Raw genomic sequence first — 24,408 nt, 5'->3', positions numbered from 1 at the left:
CGCGGTCGTGTCGCCAGGAGGGTCACCCCTGTGGGGCGCACCCTAACGAATCCGACCGCCTCGTCCGGGTCCCGCGAACGAGGTCACGGACACCGGCTCACGTGTCGGCCATCTCGGCCATCTCCTCGGTGACCACCGAGGAGGTGTCGGGCACGCGGAGGTCCTTGGCCTTCTTGTCGGCCATCGCCAGGAGACGCCGTATGCGGCCGGCCACCGCGTCCTTGGTCATGGGCGGGTCGGCGAGCTGGCCCAGCTCCTCCAGCGACGCCTGCTCGTGCTCCACGCGCAGCCGCCCGGCCTGGATCAGGTGGTCGGGCACCTCGTCGCCGAGCAGCTCGAGCGCCCGGTTCACGCGCGCGGACGCGGTGACGGCCGCCTTGACCGAGCGGCGCAGGTTGGCGTCGTCGAAGTTCGCCAGGCGGTTGGCCGTGGCGCGCACCTCGCGGCGCATGCGGCGCTCCTCCCACGCGAGCACCGAGGTGTGGGCACCCAGGCGGGTCAGCAGCGCGCCGATCGCGTCGCCGTCGCGCACCACCACCCGGTCGGCGCCGCGGACCTCGCGCGCCTTCGCGACCACGCCGAGCCGGCGGGCGGCGCCGACCAGCGCCATCGCCGCCTCCATGCCCGGGCAGGTGATCTCGAGCGCCGAGCTGCGGCCCGGCTCGGTGAGCGAGCCGTGGGCGAGGAACGCCCCGCGCCACGCGGCCTCGGCGTCGCACACGCCGCCCGAGACGACCTGCGGCGGCAGGCCGCGCACCGGGCGCCCGCGCGGGTCGAGCAGGCCGGTCTGGCGGGCCAGGGAGTCGCCGTCGGCGGCCACCCGCACCACGTAGCGGGTGCCCTTGCGCAGCCCGCCCTGGGACAGCACGTGCACCTCGGGGTTGTGCCCGTACAGGTCGTGGATCTCCCCGCGCAGGCGGCGGGCGCCGGCGCCGGTGTCGAGCTCCGCCTCGACGACGACCCGGCCGCCGACGATGTGCAGGCCCCCGCCGAAGCGCAGGAGGGCCGCCACCTCGGCGCGTCGGCAACAGGTCTTCGTCACCGCGAGCCGGCTGAGTTCGTCCTTGACCGCAGCGGTCATGGCCACCTTCGGTCCTCCTCCTGGTGCGGGCGGGCAGGGTCGTGGGCGCCGTTCGTCGTCGGACCGGCGGTGGTGTCGGCCGGCGCCTGGTCCACCCGGTGGTGGGCGGCCTCGGCGAGGGCCGATGCGAGGGCGTCGGGGTCGTGCTTCGGGCTGCCGTCGGACGTGCCGACGGTGGTGAGCAGGGTGTCGGCGCCGAACGCCTCGGCCCCGCGCCGCAGCAGGTCGGGCTCGGGCACCGCGTCGGTGTCGGCGACGACGACGTCGAGGCGCAGGCGCGGCGCGTGGGCGGCGAGCACCTCGAGGTGCTGCTCGGGCGAGAAACCCGCCGTCTCCCCCGGCTGCGGGGCGAGGTTGAGCACCAGCACCCGGCGGGCCTCGCTCTCGACCAGCGCGGTGAACAGCTCGGGCACCAGCAGGTGCGGCAGCACGCTGGAGAACCACGACCCCGGCCCGAGGGTGATGACGTCCGCGGCCCGCAGCGCCTCGCAGGCCTCCGGGCACGCCTTGGGCCGGCGGGGGTCGAGACGCACCTGCTGCACGCGCCCGGGCGTGGTCGCCACGGCGACCTGGCCGCGGATGCGGTGGGCGACGTCGCGGTCCTGATCGCCGCCCGACGGCCCGCGGATGCCGGTGACGTCGGCCTCGATGTCGACGGGCTGCGTGCTCATCGGCAGCACCCGGCCGCGCACCCCGAGCAGGCGGCAGGCCTGGTCGAGCGCGGCCACCGGGTCGTCGAGGACCTCGAGCAGCCCGGCGAGCACGAGGTTGCCGACGGCGTGGCCGGCGAGCGCCCCGTGGCCGCCGTAGCGGTGCTCGAACACCCGCTGCCACAGCGTGTTCTCCGGGCCCGGGTCGACCTGCCCGGCCAGCGCGCCCAGGGCCATCCGCAGGTCGCCCAGCGGCAGGATGTCCAGCTCGCGGCGGATGCGCCCCGACGAGCCGCCGTCGTCGGCGACCACGACCACCGCGGTGATGTCGTCGGTCAGGCGGCGCAGCGCCGACAGCGTCGCGTGCAGCCCGTGACCGCCGCCGAGGGCCACCGCCCGCAGGGGGCGGCTCACTCGCGCCCCACGTCGCGGTGCGACACCGTCACGCTCACGCCGTCCTCGCCGGACATCCGGCGGGCGAGCTCCTCGGCGACCGCCACGCTGCGGTGCTTGCCGCCGGTGCAGCCCACCGCGACGGTCAGGTAGCGCTTGCCCTCGCGCCGGTAGCCGGCCCCGACGAGGCGCAGCAGCTCGAGGTAGCGGGCGAGGAACTCCTCGGCGCCCTCCTGGGAGAGCACGTAGTCGCGCACCACGGCCTCGCGCCCGTCGTGCTCGCGCAGCTCGGGGATCCAGTGCGGGTTGGGCAGGAAGCGCATGTCGACCACGAGGTCGGCGTCCGGGGGGAGCCCGTGCTTGTAGCCGAACGAGACGACGGTGACGCTGTGCCCGACGTCGACCGCGGCGTCGCCGAACGCCGCCTCGATGGCCGCACGCAGCTGGTGCACCGAGCGGTTCGAGGTGTCGACCACCAGGTCGGCCTGGTCGTGCAGCGGGGCCAGCAGCTCGCGCTCGGCGCGGATCCCGTCGGAGATCCGTCCGTCGCCCTGCAGCGGGTGCGAGCGGCGGTTGGCCTCGAAGCGCCGGATGAGCACCGCGTCCGAGGCGTCCAGGAACAGCACCCGCGGGCGGTGGCCCCGCGCGTCCAGCTCCTTGATGACGGCCCCGAGGTCGGCGGTGAACGCGCGGCTGCGGACGTCCATGACCACCGCGATGCGTGTGACCTGGCCCGACGAGCGGGCGCCGAGGTCGACCATCGTCTCGATGAGCTCGGGCGGCAGGTTGTCCACGACGAACCAGCCGAGGTCCTCGAGCACCTTGGCGGCCGTGCTGCGCCCGGCCCCCGAGAGGCCCGAGACGATCGCGACCTCGATCCCGCCCGGGTGCGCGGGGTGCTGCTCCGCGCGTCCGGTCATGTCGTCCCCCCGTCGTCCAGGGCCGCGAGTACGGCCTCCGCGGTCCGCCGGCCCACGCCGGGCACCTCGGTGATCTGCTCGACCGAGGCGGCACGCAGCTTCTTGACCGAGCCGAAGTGCTTGAGCAGGGCGGTGCGCCGGGCCTCGCCCAGCCCGGGCACCCCGTCCAGCGCCGACGCCGTCATCCGCGTCGACCGCTTCTGGCGGTGGTAGGTGATCGCGAACCGGTGCGCCTCGTCGCGGATGCGCTGGAGCAGGTAGAGCGCCTCGCTCTGGCGCGGCAGGATCGCCGGGTCCTCCTCGCCGGGCAGCCAGACCTCTTCCAGGCGCTTGGCCAGCCCGACCACGGCGACGTCGGTGACGCCCAGCTCGCCGAGGACCTCGGCCGCCGCGGCCACCTGGGGCGCGCCACCGTCGACCACCAGCAGGTTCGGCGGGTAGGCGAACTTGCGGGGGCGGCCGGTGGTCGGGTCGATGCCCGGGAGCGGCCCGTCGTCGGGCGCGACCTCGCCCGACGCCGGGGCACCGTCGCTGGTCTCCCCCGCGCACGCCGTGTCGGTGTGGTCGGGAGCGTCCTCGGCGGTCTCCCGGAGGTAGCGGGCGAAGCGCCGGCGCACCACCTCGGCGATCGCCGCGACGTCGCCGCCCTCGGCCCCGCCACGGATCGAGTAGCGCCGGTAGTCGGCCTTCTTGGCGAGCCCGTCCTCGAACACCACGAGGCTCGCGACGACGTCGGAGCCCTGGACGTGCGAGACGTCGGTGCACTCGATGCGCAGCGGGGCGGTGTCGAGACCCAGCTGCTCCTGGAGCTCCTCGAGGGCGGCGCTGCGGGCGGTGAGGTCGCCGGCGCGACGCAGCTTGTGCCGCGTGAGCTCCTCGGTGGCGTTGCGCTCGACGGTCTCGGCGAGGGTGCGCTTGTCGCCGCGCTGGGCGACGCGCAGCGAGACCCGCGAGCCGCGCAGGTCGGAGAGCCACTGGGAGATCGCGGCGGCGTCGGGGGGCAGCGCGGGGACGAGCACCTCGCGCGGCACGGGCTGGGCGGCGTCGTCGGCCGAGCCCGCCAGCGCGGCCTGCTCGCCGTAGAACTGCGAGAGGAACTGGCCGACCAGGTCGCCGACGTCGCTGTCGGCCTCGGTCTCGGTCTCGACCACCCAGCCGCGCTGGCCGCGCACGCGCCCGCCGCGGACGTGGAACACCTGGACGGCGGCCTCGAGCTCGTCGGTGGCGAACGCGACGACGTCGGCGTCGGTGCCGTCGCCGAGCACGACCGCCTGCTTCTCCACGACCCGCTTGAGCGCGCCGGCGTCGTCGCGCAGCCGCGCGGCCTTCTCGAAGTCCATGTCGGCCGCGGCGACCTGCATCTGCTTCTCGATGCGGCCGATGAGCTGGTCGGTGTGACCGCCCAGGAAGTCGCAGAAGTCGAGGACGATCTCGCGGTGCTCTTCAGCGCTGACCCGGCCGACGCAGGGCGCCGCGCACTTGTCGATGTAGCCGAGCATGCACGGGCGCCCGATCTGTCCGTGCCGCTTGAACACCCCGCCCGAGCACTGGCGCGCCGGGAACACCCGCGTCAGCAGCTTGACCGTCTCGCGGATCGCCCAGGCGTGGGCGTAGGGGCCGAAGTAGCGCACGCCCTTGCGGCGCGGGCCCCGGTAGACCCGCAGCTGCGGGTACTCCTCGTTCAGCGTCACGGCGAGGACCGGGTAGGTCTTGTCGTCGCGGTAGCGGACGTTGAACCGCGGGTCGAACTCCTTGATCCAGTTGTACTCGAGCTGGAGGGCCTCGACCTCGGTGTGCACCACGGTCCACTGCACGGCGGCCGCGGTGGTGACCATGCGCCGCGTGCGGGGGTGCAGACCGGCCACGTCGGCGAAGTAGGAGTTGAGCCTGCTGCGCAGGCTCTTGGCCTTGCCCACGTAGATGACGCGGCCGGTCTCGTCGGAGAACCGGTACACGCCGGGCGCCTCCGGGATGCTCCCCGGCGCGGGTCGGTACGTCTGCGGGTCGGCCATGATGGCCCCCAGCGTAGGCGCGTCCGTCCGGCTGTTCGGCGTGCACCCGGATGGGTGGAATCGGCGTGTCGTGCGGCGTGTCCCTGGCGTGTCACGGCGTGTCGCCGTGGCGACGCCCCGGTTGCCGGGCGGCGCCACCACGGCCCGTGAGCGCCCTCAGACGCGCACCAGCGCCGCACCCTCCGCCATCGCGCGCAGCTTCATCTCCGCGACCTGCGCGCCCACACGGCCGAAGCCGACGAACGTCCCGAACCCGCAGTCGGTGCTCGCGATCACGCGGTCGGTCCCGACCACGCCCGCGTAGCGCTCGAGGCGCTGGGCGATGAGGCGGGGGTGCTCGACGATGTTGTTGAGGGTGTCGACGACGCCGGGCAGCAGCACCTTGTCGTCGGGGATCGCGAGCGTCGCGACGTCCGCCCACTCGTGCTCGTGGCGCGGGTTGGCCGCCTCGAACGAGATCATCGCGGGCGTGCCGGCGAGGACCGGGGGCAGGAGCTCGGCGAGCGGCGCGTCGAAGTGGTGCGGGCCCTCGTAGTTGCCCCAGCACAGGTGCAGCCGCACCCGCGCGGGGTCGATGCCCTCGAGCGCGCGGTCGATCGCGGCCACGTGGCGCTCGGCGAACCCGACCAGCCCGCGGCGCTGGACCTCGTCGCGGCACCAGAACTGCGTGTGGCCCGCCATCGGGATGTCCGGGCAGTCCAGCTGCAGGACCAGCCCGGCGTCGACGATCGCCCGGTACTCGTGCGCCATCGCGTCGGCGAGCGCGTCGAGGTAGGTGTCGTAGTCGGGGTAGTGCAGGTTCGGGCTGCAGGTGGCGATGCAGCCCGGCGAGGCGGACGGCATGAACGCGTCCCCGGAGCCCGCGTGCCCGACCTTGTCCAGCGCGAGCTTCAGGGTGTCGACGTCCCGCTGCACCGCCGCCGCCCCGACGTAGCGCACCGGGCCCTCGCAGTTCGCCGGCATGATGTGCGCGCCGGCCTCCCCGCCGTACTGCGCGATCGCCAGCTCCGGCGCCGCCTCGAGGTCGTCGATGCTCCAGGCGCCGGCCTGGCCGCCGAAGCCCTCGAGGCGCTCGCCGACGTAGTTGACGAAGCCGGGCTTGCCCATCTCGCCGTCGGACACGACGTCGATGCCGGCGCCGTGCTGCATGGCGACCACGTCGTGCACGGCGTCGGTGATCGCGGCCTCGAGCTCGCCGGCGTCGCCCTTGCCCTCCTGGTGGAGGTACATCAGGCGGGTCAGCGCGTCGGGCCGGGGCAGGCTCCCCACGTGGGTGGTGCGGACGGTCATGGTCGATTCCTTCGGGTCAGGAGGTCGCGGTGGCCCGCGTGAAGGTGTCGGGCGCGAAGCCCTCGAGGGCGGCGATCTTGGTGAGCACGGTCAGCCGGTCCGGGCGCGGGATCGTCGGGTCGAGCTGCTGGTAGACGTTCAGCACGTTCTGCGCGAGGCGCCCGTGCTCCGGCAGGCCCGCGAACCTGCCGAGCTCGATCGACGCGATCGCCGCGTCGACGTCGAGCCCGTCCTCGTACCGCTGCCGGGCTTGGGTCTGCACCGTCACGAGGTACTCGCGCATCAGCGAGACCTCGGGCTTGCCGCTGACCGGCCCGTGGCCGGGGACGATCACCCTCACGTCGAGGTCGAGGATGAGGTCGAGGGCGGCGATCCAGCGGTCGATCGGGCCGGCCCACGCGATCGGGGTGCCACCGACGAACAGGATGTCGCCGGCGTACAGCAGCCGGGCGTCGGGCACGTGGACGATCGCGTCGCCGGGCGTGTGGGCGGGGCCGACCTGGATCAGCCGGACCTCCCGCCCGCCGACGTCGACGCTCTCCTCGCCGGTGAAGGTGCGGTCGGGGCCGGTCGCGGTGATCCCGTCGAGCGCGAACGGGCCGAAGATGTGGCGGGCGAAGTCGCCGAGCGTGCCGTCGAGGCGCTTGACCAGCGCCACCGCATCGACGGTCTCCTGCGTGATCAGCTCGGCGGCCGCGGCCGACGCCAGGATCTCGACGTCCCGCGAGGCCACGAGCTCGTTGCCGTTGATGTGGTCGGGGTCGGAGTGGGTGTTGACCAGCGTGCCCAGCGGATGCGTGTCGGTGATCGGCCGCAGCCCCTCGAGCATCTCGCGGGTCAGCGGGAGGTCGAACAGCGTGTCGACGAGCAGCGAGGTGCCCGAGCCCGTGACGAGGCCGGCGTTGCTCCAGCCCCAGCTCCCGTCGGGCTGCAGCCACGCGTGGCAGCCGTCGCCGAGGTCGTGGAGTCCTTTGCGGTAGTCCAGCGCGCTCACAGCCGTCCTCTCCCCGGTCCCGAACCCGTACTCGGGTACGGATTCGCACCCCGGAACCTAGGACAGCCTGAGATCCGAATCAATACTGGAGTACAGGTTCGTACGCCCCGTGTCGGGACGGGCACGGAGAGTCGGAGGCCGAGCCCCCTCAGCGGGTTACGACACGACGACGGCCCGCGAGCCGGGAGCTCGCGGGCCGTGGCGTGGGATGTCCGGCGGGATGGACCGCTAGGCGGACGGGGTGGCGTCCGCCGGGGCCGGCTCGCCGGGCTGGCGGCCGAGCACGTCGGTGAAGAACGCCTCGAGGTCGGTGGGCTGGCCGGCGGCGTCGAGACGCGGGTGCTCACGGCGGCCGTCGGCCGCCTCCTCGACGGCGGTCTCGACGAGCGCTCGCTCCTGCGAGCTGACGACGAGGTAGCCGCGCAGGGAGCCGTGCCACGGACGACGCCACTGGAGGTAGGTGAGGTCCGTGTCGTCGATGTCCTGCATCTGGACGCGGTTGCCGAGCCACTGGAGGTCGCTCATGGGGTTCTCCTCTAGGCCGGGGAGCGGTGCCGACGTGCTCGTGTGGGAACGACGTCGGCCCCTCGCGGCACCTTCCAGGCTGACCGATCGCGCACCGTCGGTAAACCGTTCGCGACGTCGGGTAGCTCACCTCGTCGGGTGCAGCACCCGGTCGGACGCGGCCTACCGGGTGTCGAGGACGAGGTAGCCCTCGGCCAGACGGTCCTTGCCGAACTCCGCCGCCTTCGCCTGCGACCGGCCCCACGCCCACATGCGACCCGACAGGTCCTCCATGTGCGCGGTCTGGCTCTTGTGCGCCCGCAGGGCGTCGACCTTGCGCTCGAAGGCGTCGGTGGTGTCGACGTAGTGGTCGGCGCCCTCGCCCATGTGGCTGATCCACACCTCGGACACTGTGTGGGCCGCCAGACCCTCCTCGTCGAGGAGCTCGGGGTGGGCGAACGGGTTGCGGGCGTCCGGGTAGACCGCGCACATCACGGCCTCCCCCGCCGCGGTGTGGTCGGGGTGGCTGCCGTACATCGAGCGCAGGTTGCGCGTCGGGGACTGCGTCACCACGCGGTCGGGGCGGACCTGGCGGATGACGCGCGCGAGGTCGCGGCGCAGCTCGTGGGTGACGTACAGCCGGCCGTCGGGCCAGCCGAGGAAGTGGAACTCGTCCACCCCGAGGATCGCGCCGGCGGCGCGCTGCTCGTCGCGGCGGATCGTGGCCATGTCGGTGCGGCTGACCTCCTCGTCGAAGCCGCCCGCGTCGCCGTCGGTGATCAGGCAGTAGACGACGCGGTGCCCCGCGCCCGTCCAGGTGGCGACCGATCCGCCGTTGCCGAAGTCGATGTCGTCGGGGTGCGCGACCATCATCAGGATGGTCAGGTGATCGGCCTGGGCGGTCTGATCGGGCTCCACCCGTCCAGTCCTACCCCACCGCCCCGTCGGTCGGCTCGCCGAGGCGCCGGTACAGCGGACGCAGCACCTCGCGGGCGTCGGTGCCGTCGTCGAGGGTCAGCGGCGGCAGCTCGTCGAGCAGGGCGTCCGACGGCGGGGCGGGCGCCGACGCCGGGCGCTCCGGCGGGCCGGGCACCGGCACGCCGGGGCGGTGGAAGCGGTCGAGCAGCTCGCCGAGCGCCGTGGGGGCGCCGGCGCCGGCGTCGCGGCGGTCGCGCAGGGCGGCGAGCAGGGTCGCCCGGTCGCGCCCGCGCCAGCGCAGCAGGGCGAACGGGTCGACGTCGAACTCCTCGGCCGCGAGGTAGGCCACCGCCGCGAGGTGCTTGCACGGCACCGACCAGTCGGGGCACGAGCAGTCCATCGGCAGCTCCGCCGACCCCTGGGGGAAGAGCGAGAGTCCGACGCGGGCGAGGACGTCCTCGAGGTCGTCGGGGACCTCCCCGGCGAGCAGGGCGGCCGCGTACCAGGAGTCGGCGGCGAGCGCGTCGAGCACGGCGTCCCACGCCTCGTCGGCGAAGCGGCGCAGCCCGATGCGCGCGCGGTAGGGCTCGTCGCGGCTGCCCTGGACGGTGGCGGTGATCGCGCCGGGCGCGATGACGAGGTCGACCACCTGCCCCGCCCGCGCGTAGGTCCTGCCCCGCGACAGGCGCCCGCCGACGCCGAGCTCCTCGAGCACGGCGAGGAAGCGCCCCGACCACCACGACTCGCCGATCCCGCCGCGCCGGCTGCGCGCGACGATGCCGTCCTCGACGGGCTTGCGCTTCCCGAACTCGCTGAACTTCTCGGGGAAGCGTTCTGAGAACCGCGGCCCGGAGCGCGTCTCACGCACCATCGTCGTCCTCCCCCGGATCCTCGTCCTCGGGCTCGGCGTCCAGCCTGAGCACCTCGGCGAGCTCGTCGGTGGACAGGTCGGTGAGCCAGTCCTCCCCGTCGCGCACCGCCAGGTCGGCGAGCGCACGCTTGGTCGCGAGGAGGTCGTCGATGCGCTCCTCCAGCGTGCCCGCGCAGACGAGCTTGCGGACCCCCACCGTGCGGCGCTGGCCGATGCGGAAGGCGCGGTCGGTGGCCTGGTCCTCGACGGCGGGGTTCCACCAACGGTCCAGGTGCACGACGTGCTGGGCGGCCGTCAGCGTGAGACCGGTGCCGCCGGCGCGCAGGGAGAGCAGGAACAGGGACGGTCCGGTGCCGCTCTGGAACCGCTCGACCATGGTGTCGCGGGCCTTCCGGGAGACCCCGCCGTGCAGCCAGGCGACCTCGGTGTCGAAGCGGGCCGCGAGGTGCGGGGCGAGCATGTCGCCGAACGCCGCGAACTGCGTGAACAGCAGCGCCTTGTCCCCCGCGGCGAGCACCTCGGCGAGGATCTCCTCGAGCCGGGCGATCTTGCCCGAGCGCCGCCCGACCGGTGAGCCGTCGTGCAGCAGCAGGGCCGGGTGGTCGCAGATCTGCTTGAGCTTGGTCATCGCGGCGAGCACCCGGCCGCGGCGCTCGATGCCCGGCTCGACGTCGTCGAGGCGCTCGAGCATCTCGTCGACGACGACGCGGTAGAGCGACGCCTGCTCGCCGGTGAGCCCGCAGCGCTCCACGGTCTCGATCTTCTCGGGGAGGTCGTCGACGACGGCGGGGTCGGTCTTGAGGCGCCGGAGCAGGAACGGGCGGGTGCGCCGGCGCAGGTCCTCGGCGACGTCGGTGCGGCCGTGGCGCTCGACGGGCACGGCGTAGCGCTCGCGGAAGGCGGTCGCGCTGCCGAGCATGCCGGGGTTGACCGCGTCCATGATCGACCAGAGCTCGGCGAGGCGGTTCTCGACGGGCGTGCCGGTCAGCGCGAGGCGGTGCCCGGCGTCGAGGCGCCGGACGGCCTTCGCACCGCGCGAGCGGTTGTTCTTCACCATCTGCGCCTCGTCGAGCACCACCCGGTGCCAGGCGATGTCGGACAGCGCGTCGGTGTCGCGCACGAGGGTGCCGTAGGAGGTGACGACGAGGTCGGCGTCGGCGGCCGCCGCGGCCGGGTCGCGGCGGGCCGCGCCGTGGTGCACCGCGACCCGCAGCTCCGGGACGAACCGCGCGGCCTCGTGGCTCCACGTCGAGACCACGGAGGTGGGGCAGACGAGCAGGGTGGGGCCCGGGGCGGGGTCCTGCCCGGCGCGCTCGTGGGCCTCCAGGGCCAGGACCTGCAGCGTCTTGCCGAGCCCCATGTCGTCGGCGAGCACCCCGCCGAGGCGCAGCCCGGCGAGGAAGGCGAGCCACGACAGCCCGCGGCGCTGGTAGGGCCGCAGGGTGGCGCGCACGCCGGACGGGGTGTCGAGGGGCTCGAGGGTGCCGCCGCCGGCGAGGAGGTCACCGAGCTCGCCGTCGAGACGCAGCGACTCGACGGGCAGCGGGGCGGGGACGTCGTCGGGGTGCGTGATCGCGAGGTGGAGCACGTCGCCGACGGTGGGGCGGTCGCGGCGCTCGGCGAGGAACGCGAGGCCGTCGCGCAGGCGGTCGGGGTCGAGGGCGACCCAGCGCCCGCGCAGGCGCACCAGCGGCGCCTTGGCCCGCACGAGGGCGTCCATCTCGGCGTCGGTGAGGTCCTCGCCGTCGACCGCGAGGCGCCAGGAGAAGTCGACGAGGTCGTCCTTGCCGATCTTCGCGCCGGTGTCGACGACGCCGTCGGGGCGCTCGGCGTGGCCCCCGGCCCCGGCGAGCCCCAGCCGCGCCGGCCCCGCCCGCCAGCCCGCGGGCAGCAGGACCCCGAACCCGGCGCGGTCGAGGTCGGCGGCGACGTGGGCGAGGAAGTGGTGCGCACCGGCGAGGTCGAGGTCCATGCCGCCGGGGCGCGGGACGCGCAGCGCGTCCCCGAGCTCGGGATAGACGCGGGCGGCGCGGCCGAGCTCGCCGAGCAGGACCTCGGCGGGGTCGTCGAGCCAGCGGCGCAGGGCGGTGGGGTCGCGCCACACGGTGTCGGCGTCGACGGTGAGGCTGGGGTCCTGCGCCGACTGCAGCGCGAAGGTCAGCCGGAACACGGGCTCGGGGTCCTCGAGCGCGTGCCCGAGCTGGTCGACGATCACCTCGTCGAGACGGAACGACGCCCGCGCCGGCCCGGCGTGCGGCGCGCCGACGACGGCCCAGCGGCGCAGCCCGGCGGCGAGCGCGCGGGGCGGGGCGGGGTCGCCGAGCACCGGCTCGTCGCCCAGCGCGTGGGCCCAGTCCGGGGCCCCGGCCAGCTCCGCGCTGCCGGTGATCCGGGCGCGGGCGTGCGCGTCGACGGCGGCGGCCAGGGCGGCCTCGACCACCGCCGGGGCGCTCGGCGTCTCCTCCCCCGGCACGCGCTCGCAGCGGCACACGGGCGGCAGCGCGGCCGCCAGGGTGTCGGCGGCGACGAGGTCGGGGCCCTGGAGCACGGGGCGCCACACGAGCGCGCCGTCCTCCTCGTCGGGCGCGGGCAGCACCCGGCCGCGGGTGACGAGGTCGGCGGCGAGGGTGTCGACCGCGCGCAGGGCGGCGACCGACGGGCTGGCCCGCGTCCCCTCCGGCGGCGCGGGCGGCCCGGCGCCGGGCGGGAGCTCGAGCACCGGGACCGTCCAGTCGGCGAGCACGGGGGCGCCGGCGTCGGGGCCGGTCTCCTCGCGGTCGAGGTCGTCGGAGTCCCGCGGGGCGTCCGGGTCCGAGGGCAGGGCGAGGACCGCGACGCCCGCGGTGGCCGCCGTGGTGTCCCAGACGGCGGCGAGGCGCTCGGCGGGCACCGCGAACGGGTGCGGGCGGGCGCCCCGCCGGGCGCGGCTGGTGCTGCGGACCGGGAGGTCGGGGTCCTCGGCCCAGAGGCAGACGCCGCGCCCCGGGGACCACAGGGCGTGCAGGGCGAGCGCGCCGGTCAGGACACCTGCACCGTGCCGTCGACGACGGTGACCGGCACCTCGGTGAGGCCCGTGTCCGCCGGGCCCTTGCGGACCGCGCCGGTGGCCGCGTCGAACTGGCTGAAGTGGTTGGGGCAGGTGATCACGCCGTTCTCGGGCGGGTCGACAGTGGTGCCCTGGTGCGGGCACGTCGCGTCGAAGCCCTTGAACTGCCCGGCGGTGGGCTGCACGAGCAGGACCGAGCGGTCGCCGACCGTGGCGATCGTGCCGCCGCCCACCGGGATCTGCGCGACCGGCGTGCCGCCGCCGGCCGCGGTCGCGCTCGGCGCGGTGGTCCCCGGAGCGGGCGCCGGCGCGGGCGCCGCACCGCTCGGCGTCCCGCCCGACGAGCAGGCCGCGAGCGCACCGGGGGTGGCGAGGGCGACCGCGAGCCCGCAGAGGACCGTGCGGCGGCTGGGACCGGTGGTGGTGGGCACCGACACCTCCGTGATCGTGAGTGGTGCCCCCAGTCTGCCCGCGCCCCCATGTGAGCGATGTTCGGGGCTATCGCCCCGAACATCGCTCACAAGGGTCAGGGCGAGGGCTCGGCGGGGAGGGCGAGGAGGCCCTCGACGACGTCGTCGAGCGCCGGGCCGGTGACGTGCGGGACGGCGACGGCGTCCGGGATGCGGCCCTCGAGGCGCTCGCAGTACGCCCCGACCAGGCCCGCCGACACCGCGCCGTGCACGTCCCACGAGTGGACGGCGACCAGCGCGGTGCGCGCGGGCGCGGTGGCGATGCGGTCGCAGGCCCAGTGGTAGACCGCGGGCGGCGGCTTGAACAGCTTGAGCTCGGCGCACGACATCACGTCGACGAACAGGTCCCGCACCCCGCCGGCCTCCAGGGCCGCGCCCGCGACCTCCGCCGAGCCGTGGGTGAACCCGTAGGCGGGCACGCCCGCCTCGCCCAGGCGGCGCAGCGCCGGCGCCAGGTCGGGGTGCACGGGCAGCTCACGGAAGCCGTCGAGCACCGACGCCACCTGCTCGTCAGTGAGGTCGCGCCCGCTCGTGCGACGGAGCATGTCGGCGGCCACGACGGCGAACGGCGGCGCCTCGCCCGCCAGCGTCATCGCCATGCCGTGGTGCAGCAGCCGGGCGAAGAACAGCTCGAGCTCGTGGCCGGGGCGCCCGAGCGCCTCGAACCGGGGCCGCAGGCCCTCGAGCTGCAGGCACGTCTCGAAGAGGTCGAAGAGCACGACCTGGGGACGGCGGGCGGGGGCAGTCATGTGAGCGGAATTCCCGGCTACGGCCGGGAAAATCACTCACATGTCGGCGAGCTCGCGCAGCACCCGCCGCGGCCAGCCGGGGCCGCCGTAGACGAACCCCGTGTACGCCTGGACCAGCGTCGCGCCGGCCTCGAGGCGGGCGCGCGCCTCGGCCGCGGTGTCGATCCCGCCCACCGACACGAGCGTCAGCCGCCCGCCCACCCGCTCGCGCAGCCGGGCCAGCACCGCGCGGGCCGGGCCCACCAGCGGGGCGCCCGACAGCCCGCCGGACCCGGCCGCGACGACGACGTCCGCCGGCGAGGCGAGGCCCGTGCGCGCGACGGTCGTGTTGGTGGCGACGATGCCGTCCAGGCCCTGCGCGACCGCGAGGTCGGCGACGGCGTCGACGCCGTCGTCGTCGAGGTCGGCGGTGATCTTCACGAGCAGCGGGGTGGCGCCGACCTCGTCGCGCACCGCGGCGAGCAGCGGCTCGAGCGCGTCGACGCCCTGCAGGTCGCGCAGGCCCGGGGTGTTCGGCGAGCTGACGTTGACGACGACGTAGTCGGCGTGCGGGCCCAGGATCCGCGCCGAGTACCGGTAGTCCGCGACGGCGTCGGTGGCGGTCTTCGAGCGCCCGATGTTGACCCCGACGACGGTCCCCGCGCCCCGGGCGCGCAGCGCCGCCAGCCGCGCGGCGACGACGTCGGCGCCGGCGTTGTTGAAGCCCATCCGGTTGACCAGTGCCCGGTCGGCGGGCAGCCGGAACAGCCGCGGGCGCGGGTTGCCGGGCTGCGGGCGCGCGGTGACCGTGCCGACCTCGACCGCGCCGAACCCCAGGCGCGCGAGCCCGAGCACGCCCTCGGCGTCCTTGTCGTACCCGGCGGCCACGCCGAGCGGATTGGCGAAGCGCAGCCCCATCGCCTCGACCGGCCGGGCGGCGACCGCGGACCCGGGCAGCACCGGCGCCGCCGCGCGCAGGGCCGTGACCCCGACGCGGTGGGTCAGCTCGGCCGGCACCCGGGTCGCGACGTGCCGGAACAGGGCGTCGTAGGCACCCATCAGCCGGCGTGGTGGTACTGCGCGTGCAGGCGGCGCAGCGCGGTCACCCCGCGCGCGGCGTGGCCGCGGTCGACGGCCTGCAGCGCCGAGATCGTCAGGTACTCGTCGTCGGGCAGCTCGAGGCGGGCGAACTGGGCCCCGTCGGGGAAGCTCACCCCGAGGACCTCGGACCACGCCACGCGGCGGGTGAGGATCGTGGCGCGCACCTCGACGCCGCCGGGCCCGGCCCGCAGGCGGGGACGCGTGAACAGCAGCGCGCAGCCGGCGAGGATCGCGCCCAGCACGACCATCGCGATCTGGTCGGCGGGCCGGAAGTTGAACCCCGACGCCTCCACGAACACCAGCAGCGCGCCGAAGCCGAAGAACGCGAACAGGAAGATCGCCAGCACCCAGGCGACCCAGCGGATGCGCACCGGGCGGACCTCGAGCTCCACCTCGCCGAGGTCGAGCGCCTCGGGCGGGACGACCGGCCCCGTCACCGCATCCTCCGGGTCGAGCTCCGCTCCCCTATCGGCGTGCTCCCTCCGATGTCTCCCTGCAGCCCCCGCAGGGTCAGCGCCGCGTCCAGGGCCGCCACCGTGGCCTCGAAGCCCTTGTCCTCGCTCGAGGTCGGTGTCCCGGCGCGCGCCCAGGCCTGCGCCTCCTCGTTGACGGTCAGCACGCCGTTGCCCACCGGGGTGCGGGCGTCGAGGCCCACGCGCAGCAGCCCGGCGGTCACGGCGTCGCAGACGTAGTCGAAGTGCGGGGTCTCGCCGCGGATGACGACGCCGAGCCCGACCACCGCGTCGTGGTGCTCGGCGAGGCCCTGGCACACGACCGGCAGCTCCATGGCGCCGGCGACCCGCACGACCGTCGGCTCCGCCACCCCGGCCTTCGCCGCCGCGTCGCGGGCGCGCTCGAGCAGCACGTCGGTGATGGTGGCGTTCCAGCGCGTCACGGCGATGCCCAGCGTGAGGCCCGCCGCGTCCGGGACCTCGGCCTCCGGGCGCCCCTCGCCGCTCACGCCCGGGTCCCGCCCACGGCCGCGTCGGAGCCGTCGGTCGTCTGCGCGACGACGGTGTCCTGCTCGCTGTCGAGCCCCTCGAGGTCGTGGCCCATGCGGTCACGCTTGGTGCGCAGGTAGCGCAGGTTCTCCGGCGTCGCGCGGGCCGGGAGCGCCACGCGCCCGAGGATCTCCAGGCCGTAGCCCTCGAGCCCGGCGCGCTTCTCGGGGTTGTTGGTCAGCAGGCGCATCGACTTGATGCCGAGGTCGGCGAGGATCTGCGCGCCGGTGCCGTAGTCGCGGGCGTCGGCGGGCATGCCGAGCGCGAGGTTGGCGTCGACGGTGTCCGCCCCGGCGTCCTGCAGCTGGTAGGCCTGCAGCTTGTGGATCAGGCCGATCCCGCGGCCCTCGTGGCCGCGCACGTAGAGCACGACGCCGCGGCCCTCGGCGACGACGGCCGCCATGGCCGCGTCGAGCTGGGGGCCGCAGTCGCAGCGCCGGGAGCGCAGGACGTCGCCGGTGAGGCACTCGGAGTGGACGCGCACGAGCACGTCCTCGCCGTCGCCGAGCTCGCCGTGCACGAGCGCGATGTGCTCGATGCCGTCGAGCACCGAGTCGTAGCCGTAGGCCACGAACGTGCCGTGGTCGGTCGGGATGTTGGCGTGCGCGACCTGCACGACCTGCTTCTCCGAGCGCCGCCGGTACGCGATGAGGTCCTTGATCGTGATGAGCGAGAGCTCGTGCTCGTCGGCGAAGACCTGGAGCTCGTCGAAGCGGGCCATGTCGCCGTCGTCCTTCTGCGACACGATCTCGCAGATGGCGCCGGCCGGGGCGAGCCCGGCGAGCCGGGCCAGGTCGACCGCGGCCTCGGTGTGCCCGGGGCGGCGCAGCACGCCACCCTCGCGGGCGCGCAGCGGCACGACGTGCCCGGGCCGCGAGAGGTCGGTGGGGCCCGACTCGGGGTGCGCGAGCACGCGGATGGTGTGCGCCCGGTCGGTGCCCGAGATGCCGGTGCCGATGCCCTCGCGGGCGTCGACCGACACCGTGTAGGCGGTGCCGTGGCGGTCCTGGTTGATCGAGTGCGCGGGCGGCAGGTCGAGCCGGTCGCACGCCTCCCCCGTCAGCGGCACGCAGATGTACCCCGACGTGTAGCGCACCATGAACGACACGAGCTCCGGCGTCGCGCACTCCGCGGCGAAGACGAGGTCACCCTCGTTCTCGCGGTCCTCGTCGTCGACGACGACGACGGCCTTGCCCGCGGCGATGTCCGCGATCGCCCGCTCGATGTGCTCGAAGCCCTCCACCTGCTCCTACTTCCCCTGTGACGTGCCCGCGGTGTGGGCTCCCACGAGGCGCTCGACGTACTTGGCGACCACGTCGACCTCGAGGTTGACCGTGGATCCCACGGCCCGCTCCCCCAGGGTCGTCTCGCGCAGTGTGGTCGGGATGAGACCGACGGCGAAGGACTCGTCGTCGACCTCGGTGACCGTCAGGCTGACCCCGTCGACGGCGATCGAGCCCTTCTCCACCACGTAGCGGGTCAGGTCGCCCTCCACCCGGAAGCGCAGCGTCGTCCACTGGTCGTGCTCGGTGCGCTCGACCACGGTGGCGGTGCCGTCGACGTGCCCCTGGACGATGTGCCCGCCCAGGCGGTCGCCGGCCGCCACGGCCCGTTCGAGGTTGACCCGCGTGCCCGCCGTCGCGCCGGCCAGCGAGGAGCGCCGCAGCGTCTCCCCCATGACGTCGACGCCGAACTCGCCGGTGGCGGGGTCGACGACCGTCAGGCAGACACCGTTGACAGAGATGGAGTCGCCGGGCCGGGCGTCGGAGGTGACCAGCGGGCCGCGCACGCGCAGGCGAGCCGCGTCGTCCTGGGAGACGACGTCGACGATCTCGCCGACCTCCTCGACGATCCCCGTGAACACTGCGGTCTCCCTCAGGTCTCCTGGATCGAGCTGCCCTGCCCGGCCCATCATCCTCACGACGCGCCCCCGCGGCAGCACCACCGTCGTGATGCCGCTCTCACCCCTGCTCGAGGTGCGCCGAGGCCCGCACGGCCTGCTCGCGCAGCGCCTCCACCGCCCGCTCGGGGTCGTCGGCGCCGTACACCGCCGAGCCCGCCACGAAGCAGTCGACACCCGCCTCCGCCGCCTGCTCGATGGTGTCGCGGCTGATCCCGCCGTCGATCTCGACGATGACGTTGAGGTGGCCGGTGTCGACCAGCCGCCGCGCGGTGCGGACCTTGTCGAGCACCTCGGGCATGAACTTCTGCCCGCCGAAGCCCGGCTCGACGCTCATCACGAGCAGCGTGTCGTAGTCGCGCAGCACCTCGACCCAGTCCTCGAGCGCGGTGCGCGGCTTCACCGAGAGGCCGGCCAGCGCCCCGGCGGCACGGATGTCGCGGGCGACCCCGCGGGGGTCGTGCGCCGCCTCGGCGTGCACGGTGACGTTGCGCGACCCGGCCTCGGCGTAGCCCGGCGCCCAGCGGTCCGGATCGTTGATCATGAGGTGGCAGTCGAGCGGGATGGCGGTGGCCCGCTCCAGCGCCTCGACCACCGGCAGGCCCAGCGTCAGGTTGGGGACGAAGTGCCCGTCCATGACGTCGACGTGCAGCCAGTCCGCCCCGGGGACCGCGTCCGCTTCTTCCTTCAGGCGCGCGAAGTCCGCGGACAGGATGCTCGGAGCGATCATGGGGGGACGCGGCACGTGACGCATGGTAGTGGTCTCGTCCGTCCGAGCGGTCACACCCTGCGGAGCACGGCGGCGTACATCGCGTCGGTGCCGTGGCGGTGCGGCCACAGCTGGACGCCGGGGCCGTCGCCGGGCACGGCGGTGTCCGGCACCTCGGGGAGCAGCGCCGGGGTGTCGAGCAGCTCGGCGCCGGTCTCGGCCGCGACGGCGGTGACGACGGCGGTGGTCTCCTCGGGGTGCGGTGAGCACGTCGCGTAGGTGACCACGCCGCCGGGCCGTGTGCGCTCGAGGGCGGCGCGCAGCAGGCTGCGCTGGAGCTCGGTGAGCTCGGCGACGTCCTCGGGCTGCCGGCGCCAGCGGGCCTCGGGGCGGCGGCGCAGCGCACCGAGGCCGGTGCACGGGGCGTCGACGAGGACGCGGTCGTACGCCTCCTCGGGCAGCGTGAGCTCGCGGGCGTCACCGGTGTGCACGCGCACCGGCAGGCCCTCGGTGGCCTGCTCGACCAGCCGCGCCCGGTGCGGCGCGCGGTCGACGGCGTCGAGGGTCGCGCCCTCGATCGCGGCGAGCGCCCCGAGCATCACGGCCTTGCCGCCCGGGCCCGCGCACAGGTCGAGCCAGCGCGTGTCGGACCCCTCCACCGGCGCGCGGGAGGCCACGAGGGCGACGAGCTGGCTGCCCTCGTCCTGGACGACGGCGAGGCCCTCGCGGACGGGGGCGAGCTCGCCGGGGTCGCCGCCCTCGGTGAGCAGGACGCCGTACGGCGAGTACGGGGACTCGTCGCCGCCGGTGATCGCGGCGAGCTCCTCGGCGGAGATCTCCCCGGGGCGGGCCGCGAGGTGGACCGCGGGGCGGGCGTCGTCGGCGGCGAGCGCCGCGCCGAGCTCGTCGTCGCTCCCCAGCGCCCGGGCGAAGACCTCGGCGATCCACCGCGGGTGGGCGTGGGCCAGGGCGAGGCGCCCGAGGTCGTCGGGCGGGGCGAGCCGCTCGACCCAGGCGGCCTCGTCGCGCTCGGCGACCCGGCGCAGCACGGCGTTGACGAATCCCGTGGGCCGCGAGCCGGCGCGGGAGCGCACGAGCTCGACCACCGCGCTCACCGCGGCGTGCGGGGGGATCCGGGTGCGCAGCAGCTGCTGGGCACCGAGACGCAGGGCGTCGAGGACGGGCCCGTCCAGCTCGTCGAGCGGGCGGTCGCAGCAGGCGGCGAGGATCGCGTCGAGCAGGCCCTGGGCGCGGCAGGTGCCGTAGGTGAGATCGGTGGCCAGCGCCGCGTCCCGCCCGGTGATCCGCCGCTCGCGCAGCAGCGCGGGCAGGACGAGGTTGGCGTACGCGGCGTCCTCGCGGACCGCGCGCAGGGTGTCCAGGGCGGCCTCGCGCGCCGGGTCCCCCGACGGCGGGCGGCCGGGGCCCTGGCGGCCGCGCGGCGGGCCGCTGCCGCGCCGGCGGTCGTCGGGCTTGCGGCGCGGGCCGCGACCGGAACGGTGCCCGCCGGGCGGGACGGAGCTGTCGGTCATACGCCCCCCGTCGCTTCGCTCGCCCCGGTCACGCGAACCGCTCCCCCGGCTCCGGGCGCACGCCGCGGGCCCAGTCGACCGCGGGCATGGCCTTCTTCCCCTGGGGCTGGACGTCGCCCAGGGCGACGGCCGCGCCGTCGGTGCCCACGAGCACCCGGGTGCGCTCGACCCGGAGCGAGCCCGGCTCCAGGCCGCCCTCGCCGGTGGTGCGCACGGGACCGAGCTTGAGGCGGGCCTCGCGGAACGTCGTCCAGGCGCCCGGGGCGGGCGTCACCGCCCGGACCAGCCGGTCGACGGCCGGTGCGGGGTGCGACCACGGCACCCGGGCGTCGTCGACGGTGATCTTCGGGGCGTGGGAGACGCCGTCGGCGGGCTGGGGCACGGGGGCGAGCTCGCCGTCCTCGATGCCGTCGAGGGTGCTCACCAGCAGGGCGGCGCCCGAGATCGCGAGCCGCTCGAGCAGGACGCCGGCGGTGTCGTGGCGCCCGATCTCCTCGGTGACCGTGCCGTAGACCGGGCCGGTGTCCATGCCCTCCTCCAGGGCGAAGGTGCTGGCGCCGGTGATCTCGTCGCCGGCACGGATCGCCGCCTGCACGGGCGCGGCACCCCGCCACGCCGGGAGCAGCGAGAAGTGCAGGTTGACCCAGCCGTGCCGCGGGATGTCGAGGGCCTCGCGCCGCAGCAGGTTGCCGTAGGCCACGACCGGACAGCAGTCGGGGGCCAGGTCCGCCAGCTCCTCGAGGAAGCCCGGCTCGGAGGCCTTCACCGGGGTGAGGACCGGGACGCCGGCCTCGTCGGCCAGCGCGCCGACGGGGCTGCGCTGCGGGCGGCGCGAGCGCCCGGCCGGCGCGTCGGGCCGGGTGACGACGGCGACGACCTCGTGGCGCGTGCTGTCGAGCAGGCGCCGGAGGGAGGGCAGGGCGGGCTCGGGCGTGCCCGCGAAGACGACGCGCACGGGCTACAGGGCTCGCCCGAAGAGCGGGTGCGGGCTCGTCTTCACCGTCGGCGGCGCCCCGGCGTCGAACCACGGCGCCTCGCGGATGGCCTTCATCGCCTCGCGGCGGGTCTGCGGGTCGAGCTTGTCGAGGAAGAGCACGCCGTCGAGGTGGTCTGTCTCGTGCTGGATCGCCCGCGCGATCAGCGCCGTGCCCTCGACGGTCTGCGGCTCGCCGTACATGTCCCAGCCGGTGGCGACGACGTGCTCGAAGCGGCGGCAGTCGAAGCGCAGGCCGGGGATGGACAGGCAGCCCTCCGGCCCGACCTGCTCGGTGTCGTCGGCGGCGTTCCACGTCGGGTTGACCATGTGGCCCTCGACGCCGTCGGCGCGGAACGTGAACACCCGCAGCCCCACGCCGATCTGCGGCGCCGCGAGGCCCGCCCCGCCCTCGTCGCGCATGGTCTCGTGCAGGTCGGCGACGAGGGTGCGCAGCTCCTTGTCGAAGTCGACGACGGGGTCGGCCTTCGTCCGCAGGACGGGGTCGCCGAACAGGCGTAACGGCTGGACGGTCATCGGTCCTCTCTCAGGGGGTCGACCGTCCAGGGTAGTCCTCGCGTCAGGGCTTCCACGCGGGGTCGCGGCCGATGAAGCCGAGCAGGCGGGTCTGGGCATCGGCGTCGTCGGGCACCGGGACGCGCGGCCCGTACTGCCCCGAGCTCCGGATCAGCTCCTCCATCGGCTCCATCCCGTCGACGAGGACCGCGCACTCGCCGGGGTCGAGCCGGTCGTCCTGACCGGTGGCGCGGGCGAGGTCCCAGGTGTGCATGAAGACGTCGGTCGTGTAGATCATGTTCGTCGCGCCGGCGAGGGTCATGGCGCCGAGGTGCGGGTTCTCGATCGTCCGGTCGGCCTCGGCCGGGTCGTCGAGCAGCGCCTGCACCGCGTCACGCTGGCGCCTCCAGGCGCCGACCGGGTCGTCCGCCGCCCCCGGTCCCGCGGGCAGCGTGACGCCCGCCCCGGCCAGGAAGCCGGGGAACCACGTCGTCAGGTGCCCGACCACGTCCCGCGCGGTCCAGCCCGCCACGGGCGCCGGGGCGTCCCAGTCGGCGGTGCCGCGCACCCGCTCGGTGAACGCGGCCGCGATGCGCCGGTGGCGGTCGGCGGCGGTCTCGTCGGTCATGACACCCTCCCATCTATTCAACCTCAGAGTTGAATAGTGGCACAGGTGGTCACAGCGGGTCCAGGGGGTCGAGGAGCACCCGGACCGTCTCGCGCTCCTTGCGGGCCGAACGTACGGCCTGGGCGGCGTGCAGCTCCTTCGCCAGCGCCCGGCCCTCGGTCCGCGGGACGCGCACGAGGCAGCGCTCGGCGCCCTCGGTGCGCTCCTCGGCGCCGGGGAGCCGGGTGCCCGGGGGCAGCTCGACGGGGCCGAGCACCTCGACGGTGGCGGGCAGGGCGGCGAGGAGGTCGGCGACGGCGGGCGGCGGCCCGTCGACCGCGGCCATCCGCATCGCCGGCGGCAGGGCCAGCTCGTCGCGCGCGGCGAGCTCCGTGGCCGCCGACCCGGCCGGGTCCCAGCGCACGAGCGCCTGCACCGCGGGGGTCGAGGAGTCGGCGACGACCACGACGCGGCCGCCGTCCCGGGCCGGCCGGACCAGGGCGGCGGCCCCGAACCAGCGGCGCAGCGTCTCCTCCCCCGCCCGCAGCTCGGGACGGGCGAGCAGCACCGCCCCGTCGAGCAGCAGCGCCGCGCCGTAGCCCCCCTCGGCGACCGGCTCGGCACCCGGCGTGGCGACGACCAGCGCCGGGTCGCCGGGCACGTGGTCGAGCACCGTGGCGCCGCCGCCGGAGCTGCGCACCACCGTCTGCGGGAACGCCCGGCCCAGCTCCTCGGCCGTCCGCGCGGACCCGACGGCCAGGGCGCGCAGCCGCGTCGAGCCGCAGGCGCCGCAGCGGTAGGCGGCGTCCGGGTGCCCGCACCAGCGGCAGGTGGGGGCCGCGTCACCGTGGTGCGGCAGCGCGAGCGGGCCCGCGCAGCGGCGGCAGCGGGCGGGCTCGCGGCACTGCGCGCACGCCACGGCGGGCAGGTAGCCCTTGCGGGGCACCTGCACGAGGACCGGTGCGCCCGCGGAGAGCGCGGCGCGGGCGGCCTCCCAGGCCACCGACGGCACCCGGGCCGCGCGCGCGGACGGGTCGCGCAGGAGCTGGCGGTCGTCCTCGCCGATCGCGGTGACGCGCGGGCCGCGGGCGCGGACGATGGCCCGGTCGGCGACCACGTCGTGCGCCCAGCCGCTGGCCACGAGCAGGGCGGCCTCGGCCGTGCGGGCGAACCCGGCGACGAGCAGCGCGGCACCGCCGCGGTGCGCGCGGGTCATGGCGACGTCGCGGGCGTGCGGGTAGGGCGCGCGCGGCTCGGCGTGCGAGTCGTCGCCGTCGTCCCACACCACGATCAGCCCGGGGTCGGTGACCGGGGCGAAGGCGGTGGCCCGCGTGCCGACCACGATCCGCACCTGCCCGCGGGCGACCGCGAGCCAGCGCCGGTAGCGCTCGGCGGGACCCAGGTCGGCGGCGAGCGCGACGACGGCCTGCTCGCCCGCGACAGTCTCGCAGGCGGCCTGGACGCGGTCGAGGTCGCGGCGGTCGGGCACGACGAGCACGGCGCTGCGCCCGCCGGCGGCGGCCGTGGCGGCGGCCTCGGCGAGCCGTGCGGGCCAGTCCTCGCCGGGCAGCGCCTGCCACACGGCGTGGGCCGGCCGTCCCTGCTCGAGCGCCTCGAGCAGCGCCGGGCCGCGCGGGTAGGCGCCCCAGCCGTGGCTTTCCGGCGCGCGGGGCTCCGGGCGCTCCGGGGGTGCCTCGGCCTCGACGCGGGCGTGGCGCGGCGGGACCGCGAGGCGCAGGACGTCGGCGAGCGTGCCGGCATAGCGGTCGGCGACGGCGCGGCAGAGGCCGGCGAGCTCGTCGCGCAGCACCGGTTCCGGCGAGACGACCTTCTCGAGCCAGCCCAGGCGGCCGGTGTGCTCGCTGGTGTCCTCGCGGGCGAGCACGAAGCCGTCCACCAGGCGCCCGGCGAAGCGGACCCGCACCCGCGCGCCGGGCACGGCGTCGGCGGAGAGCTGCTCGGGGACCTGGTAGTCGAAGGCGCGGTCGAGGTGCGCGAGGTTGACGTCGACGGCCACCCGGGCGACGGGGCGCTCCTCGGCGGGCAGGCGCTCGTTGCGGTGTGGCTTCCTCGCGGGCTTCTCGGGAGCCTTCTTCTCGGGAGCCTTCTCGACGGGTGCGGGCGCCGCGAACAGCGCTTCGTCCGTCTCGCTCACGCGCCCCGGTCTACCAGAGCCCCGCGACGCCCCGGTG

23 protein-coding genes are annotated in these 24,408 nt (G+C 75.6%); all 23 read right to left on the bottom strand.

The genetic code is table 11. The features are described 5' to 3' along the window. Positions 1-97: 97 nt before the first annotated feature. Positions 98-1,087, bottom strand: a complete 990-nt coding sequence (gene whiA, locus ACFPK1_RS10875; RefSeq protein ID WP_378020924.1) for a DNA-binding protein WhiA — start codon at positions 1,085-1,087, stop codon at positions 98-100. After that, positions 1,078-2,133: a gluconeogenesis factor YvcK family protein gene (locus tag ACFPK1_RS10870; protein ID WP_378021018.1), complete on the bottom strand. Its 1,056-nt coding sequence runs from the start codon at positions 2,131-2,133 to the stop codon at positions 1,078-1,080. Before ACFPK1_RS10870 ends, whiA begins: the two co-directional genes overlap by 10 nt. An 8-nt stretch (positions 2,134-2,141) precedes the next feature. After that, positions 2,142-3,044, bottom strand: coding sequence for an RNase adapter RapZ (gene rapZ, locus ACFPK1_RS10865; protein WP_378020923.1), 903 nt, complete (start codon positions 3,042-3,044; stop codon positions 2,142-2,144). After that, positions 3,041-5,056, bottom strand: a complete 2,016-nt coding sequence (gene uvrC / locus ACFPK1_RS10860; RefSeq protein WP_378020922.1) for an excinuclease ABC subunit UvrC — start codon at positions 5,054-5,056, stop codon at positions 3,041-3,043. Before uvrC ends, rapZ begins: the two co-directional genes overlap by 4 nt. A gap of 156 nt (positions 5,057-5,212) precedes the next feature. Continuing rightward, positions 5,213-6,346 carry a cobalamin-independent methionine synthase II family protein gene (locus ACFPK1_RS10855; RefSeq protein ID WP_378020921.1) on the bottom strand — a complete coding sequence of 378 codons (1,134 nt, stop codon included), beginning with the start codon at positions 6,344-6,346 and terminating at the stop codon, positions 5,213-5,215. 16 nt (positions 6,347-6,362) lie between these two features. Next, a complete protein-coding gene (locus tag ACFPK1_RS10850) occupies positions 6,363-7,340 on the bottom strand; it encodes an MBL fold metallo-hydrolase (protein ID WP_378020920.1) in 978 nt (325 codons plus the stop codon). A 228-nt stretch (positions 7,341-7,568) separates the two neighbouring features. Next, positions 7,569-7,865, bottom strand: a complete 297-nt coding sequence (locus ACFPK1_RS10845; protein ID WP_378020919.1) for a hypothetical protein — start codon at positions 7,863-7,865, stop codon at positions 7,569-7,571. A gap of 162 nt (positions 7,866-8,027) precedes the next feature. Next, the gene (locus ACFPK1_RS10840) at positions 8,028-8,762 is read right to left on the bottom strand and encodes a PIG-L deacetylase family protein (RefSeq protein ID WP_378020918.1); all 735 of its coding nucleotides are present in this window, start codon (positions 8,760-8,762) and stop codon (positions 8,028-8,030) included. Positions 8,763-8,772: 10 nt separating this feature from the next. Continuing rightward, the gene (locus tag ACFPK1_RS10835; RefSeq protein ID WP_378020917.1) at positions 8,773-9,633 is read right to left on the bottom strand and encodes an SWIM zinc finger family protein; all 861 of its coding nucleotides are present in this window, start codon (positions 9,631-9,633) and stop codon (positions 8,773-8,775) included. Continuing rightward, positions 9,623-12,523: a DEAD/DEAH box helicase gene (locus ACFPK1_RS10830; RefSeq protein ID WP_378020916.1), complete on the bottom strand. Its 2,901-nt coding sequence runs from the start codon at positions 12,521-12,523 to the stop codon at positions 9,623-9,625. Before ACFPK1_RS10830 ends, ACFPK1_RS10835 begins: the two co-directional genes overlap by 11 nt. Before the next feature lie 128 nt (positions 12,524-12,651). Next, positions 12,652-13,110 (bottom strand): Rieske (2Fe-2S) protein, encoded by a 459-nt coding sequence (locus tag ACFPK1_RS10825; RefSeq protein WP_378020915.1) that lies wholly within the window; start codon positions 13,108-13,110, stop codon positions 12,652-12,654. 95 nt (positions 13,111-13,205) lie between these two features. Further along, positions 13,206-13,898, bottom strand: a complete 693-nt coding sequence (locus ACFPK1_RS10820; protein ID WP_378020914.1) for an HAD family hydrolase — start codon at positions 13,896-13,898, stop codon at positions 13,206-13,208. Positions 13,899-13,934: 36 nt separating this feature from the next. Then, a complete protein-coding gene (locus ACFPK1_RS10815; RefSeq protein WP_378020913.1) occupies positions 13,935-14,936 on the bottom strand; it encodes a quinone-dependent dihydroorotate dehydrogenase in 1,002 nt (333 codons plus the stop codon). Continuing rightward, entirely contained in the window at positions 14,936-15,415 is a 480-nt protein-coding gene (locus ACFPK1_RS10810) for a PH domain-containing protein (protein WP_378020912.1), read from the bottom strand. The genes ACFPK1_RS10815 and ACFPK1_RS10810 overlap by 1 nt, the downstream gene beginning before the upstream one ends. Beyond that, the gene (gene ribH / locus ACFPK1_RS10805) at positions 15,412-15,939 is read right to left on the bottom strand and encodes a 6,7-dimethyl-8-ribityllumazine synthase (RefSeq protein ID WP_378020911.1); all 528 of its coding nucleotides are present in this window, start codon (positions 15,937-15,939) and stop codon (positions 15,412-15,414) included. Before ribH ends, ACFPK1_RS10810 begins: the two co-directional genes overlap by 4 nt. Continuing rightward, positions 15,936-17,222: a bifunctional 3,4-dihydroxy-2-butanone-4-phosphate synthase/GTP cyclohydrolase II gene (locus tag ACFPK1_RS10800; protein ID WP_378020910.1), complete on the bottom strand. Its 1,287-nt coding sequence runs from the start codon at positions 17,220-17,222 to the stop codon at positions 15,936-15,938. The genes ribH and ACFPK1_RS10800 overlap by 4 nt, the downstream gene beginning before the upstream one ends. Positions 17,223-17,228: 6 nt before the next feature. Further along, positions 17,229-17,843 carry a riboflavin synthase gene (locus ACFPK1_RS10795; RefSeq protein ID WP_378020909.1) on the bottom strand — a complete coding sequence of 205 codons (615 nt, stop codon included), beginning with the start codon at positions 17,841-17,843 and terminating at the stop codon, positions 17,229-17,231. A gap of 97 nt (positions 17,844-17,940) precedes the next feature. Beyond that, positions 17,941-18,609, bottom strand: a complete 669-nt coding sequence (rpe, locus tag ACFPK1_RS10790) for a ribulose-phosphate 3-epimerase (protein WP_378021017.1) — start codon at positions 18,607-18,609, stop codon at positions 17,941-17,943. 50 nt (positions 18,610-18,659) lie between these two features. Continuing rightward, the gene (locus ACFPK1_RS10785) at positions 18,660-20,120 is read right to left on the bottom strand and encodes an RsmB/NOP family class I SAM-dependent RNA methyltransferase (protein WP_378020908.1); all 1,461 of its coding nucleotides are present in this window, start codon (positions 20,118-20,120) and stop codon (positions 18,660-18,662) included. Positions 20,121-20,148: 28 nt separating this feature from the next. Further along, entirely contained in the window at positions 20,149-21,075 is a 927-nt protein-coding gene (fmt, locus tag ACFPK1_RS10780; protein WP_378020907.1) for a methionyl-tRNA formyltransferase, read from the bottom strand. Between the two features lie 3 nt (positions 21,076-21,078). Further along, positions 21,079-21,630: a peptide deformylase gene (def, locus tag ACFPK1_RS10775; RefSeq protein ID WP_378020906.1), complete on the bottom strand. Its 552-nt coding sequence runs from the start codon at positions 21,628-21,630 to the stop codon at positions 21,079-21,081. A gap of 43 nt (positions 21,631-21,673) precedes the next feature. Beyond that, positions 21,674-22,237 carry a TIGR03086 family metal-binding protein gene (locus ACFPK1_RS10770; RefSeq protein WP_378020905.1) on the bottom strand — a complete coding sequence of 188 codons (564 nt, stop codon included), beginning with the start codon at positions 22,235-22,237 and terminating at the stop codon, positions 21,674-21,676. Positions 22,238-22,286: 49 nt separating this feature from the next. Beyond that, the gene (locus ACFPK1_RS10765) at positions 22,287-24,371 is read right to left on the bottom strand and encodes a primosomal protein N' (RefSeq protein ID WP_378020904.1); all 2,085 of its coding nucleotides are present in this window, start codon (positions 24,369-24,371) and stop codon (positions 22,287-22,289) included. Between the last annotated feature and the right edge of the window lie 37 nt (positions 24,372-24,408).

This window comes from Actinomycetospora rhizophila (assembly GCF_042657905.1).
In the GTDB taxonomy this organism is placed as follows: domain Bacteria; phylum Actinomycetota; class Actinomycetes; order Mycobacteriales; family Pseudonocardiaceae; genus Actinomycetospora; species Actinomycetospora rhizophila.
The sequence above is the reverse complement of the archived record's forward strand: the minus strand, read 5'-3'. Positions and strand labels throughout refer to the sequence as shown.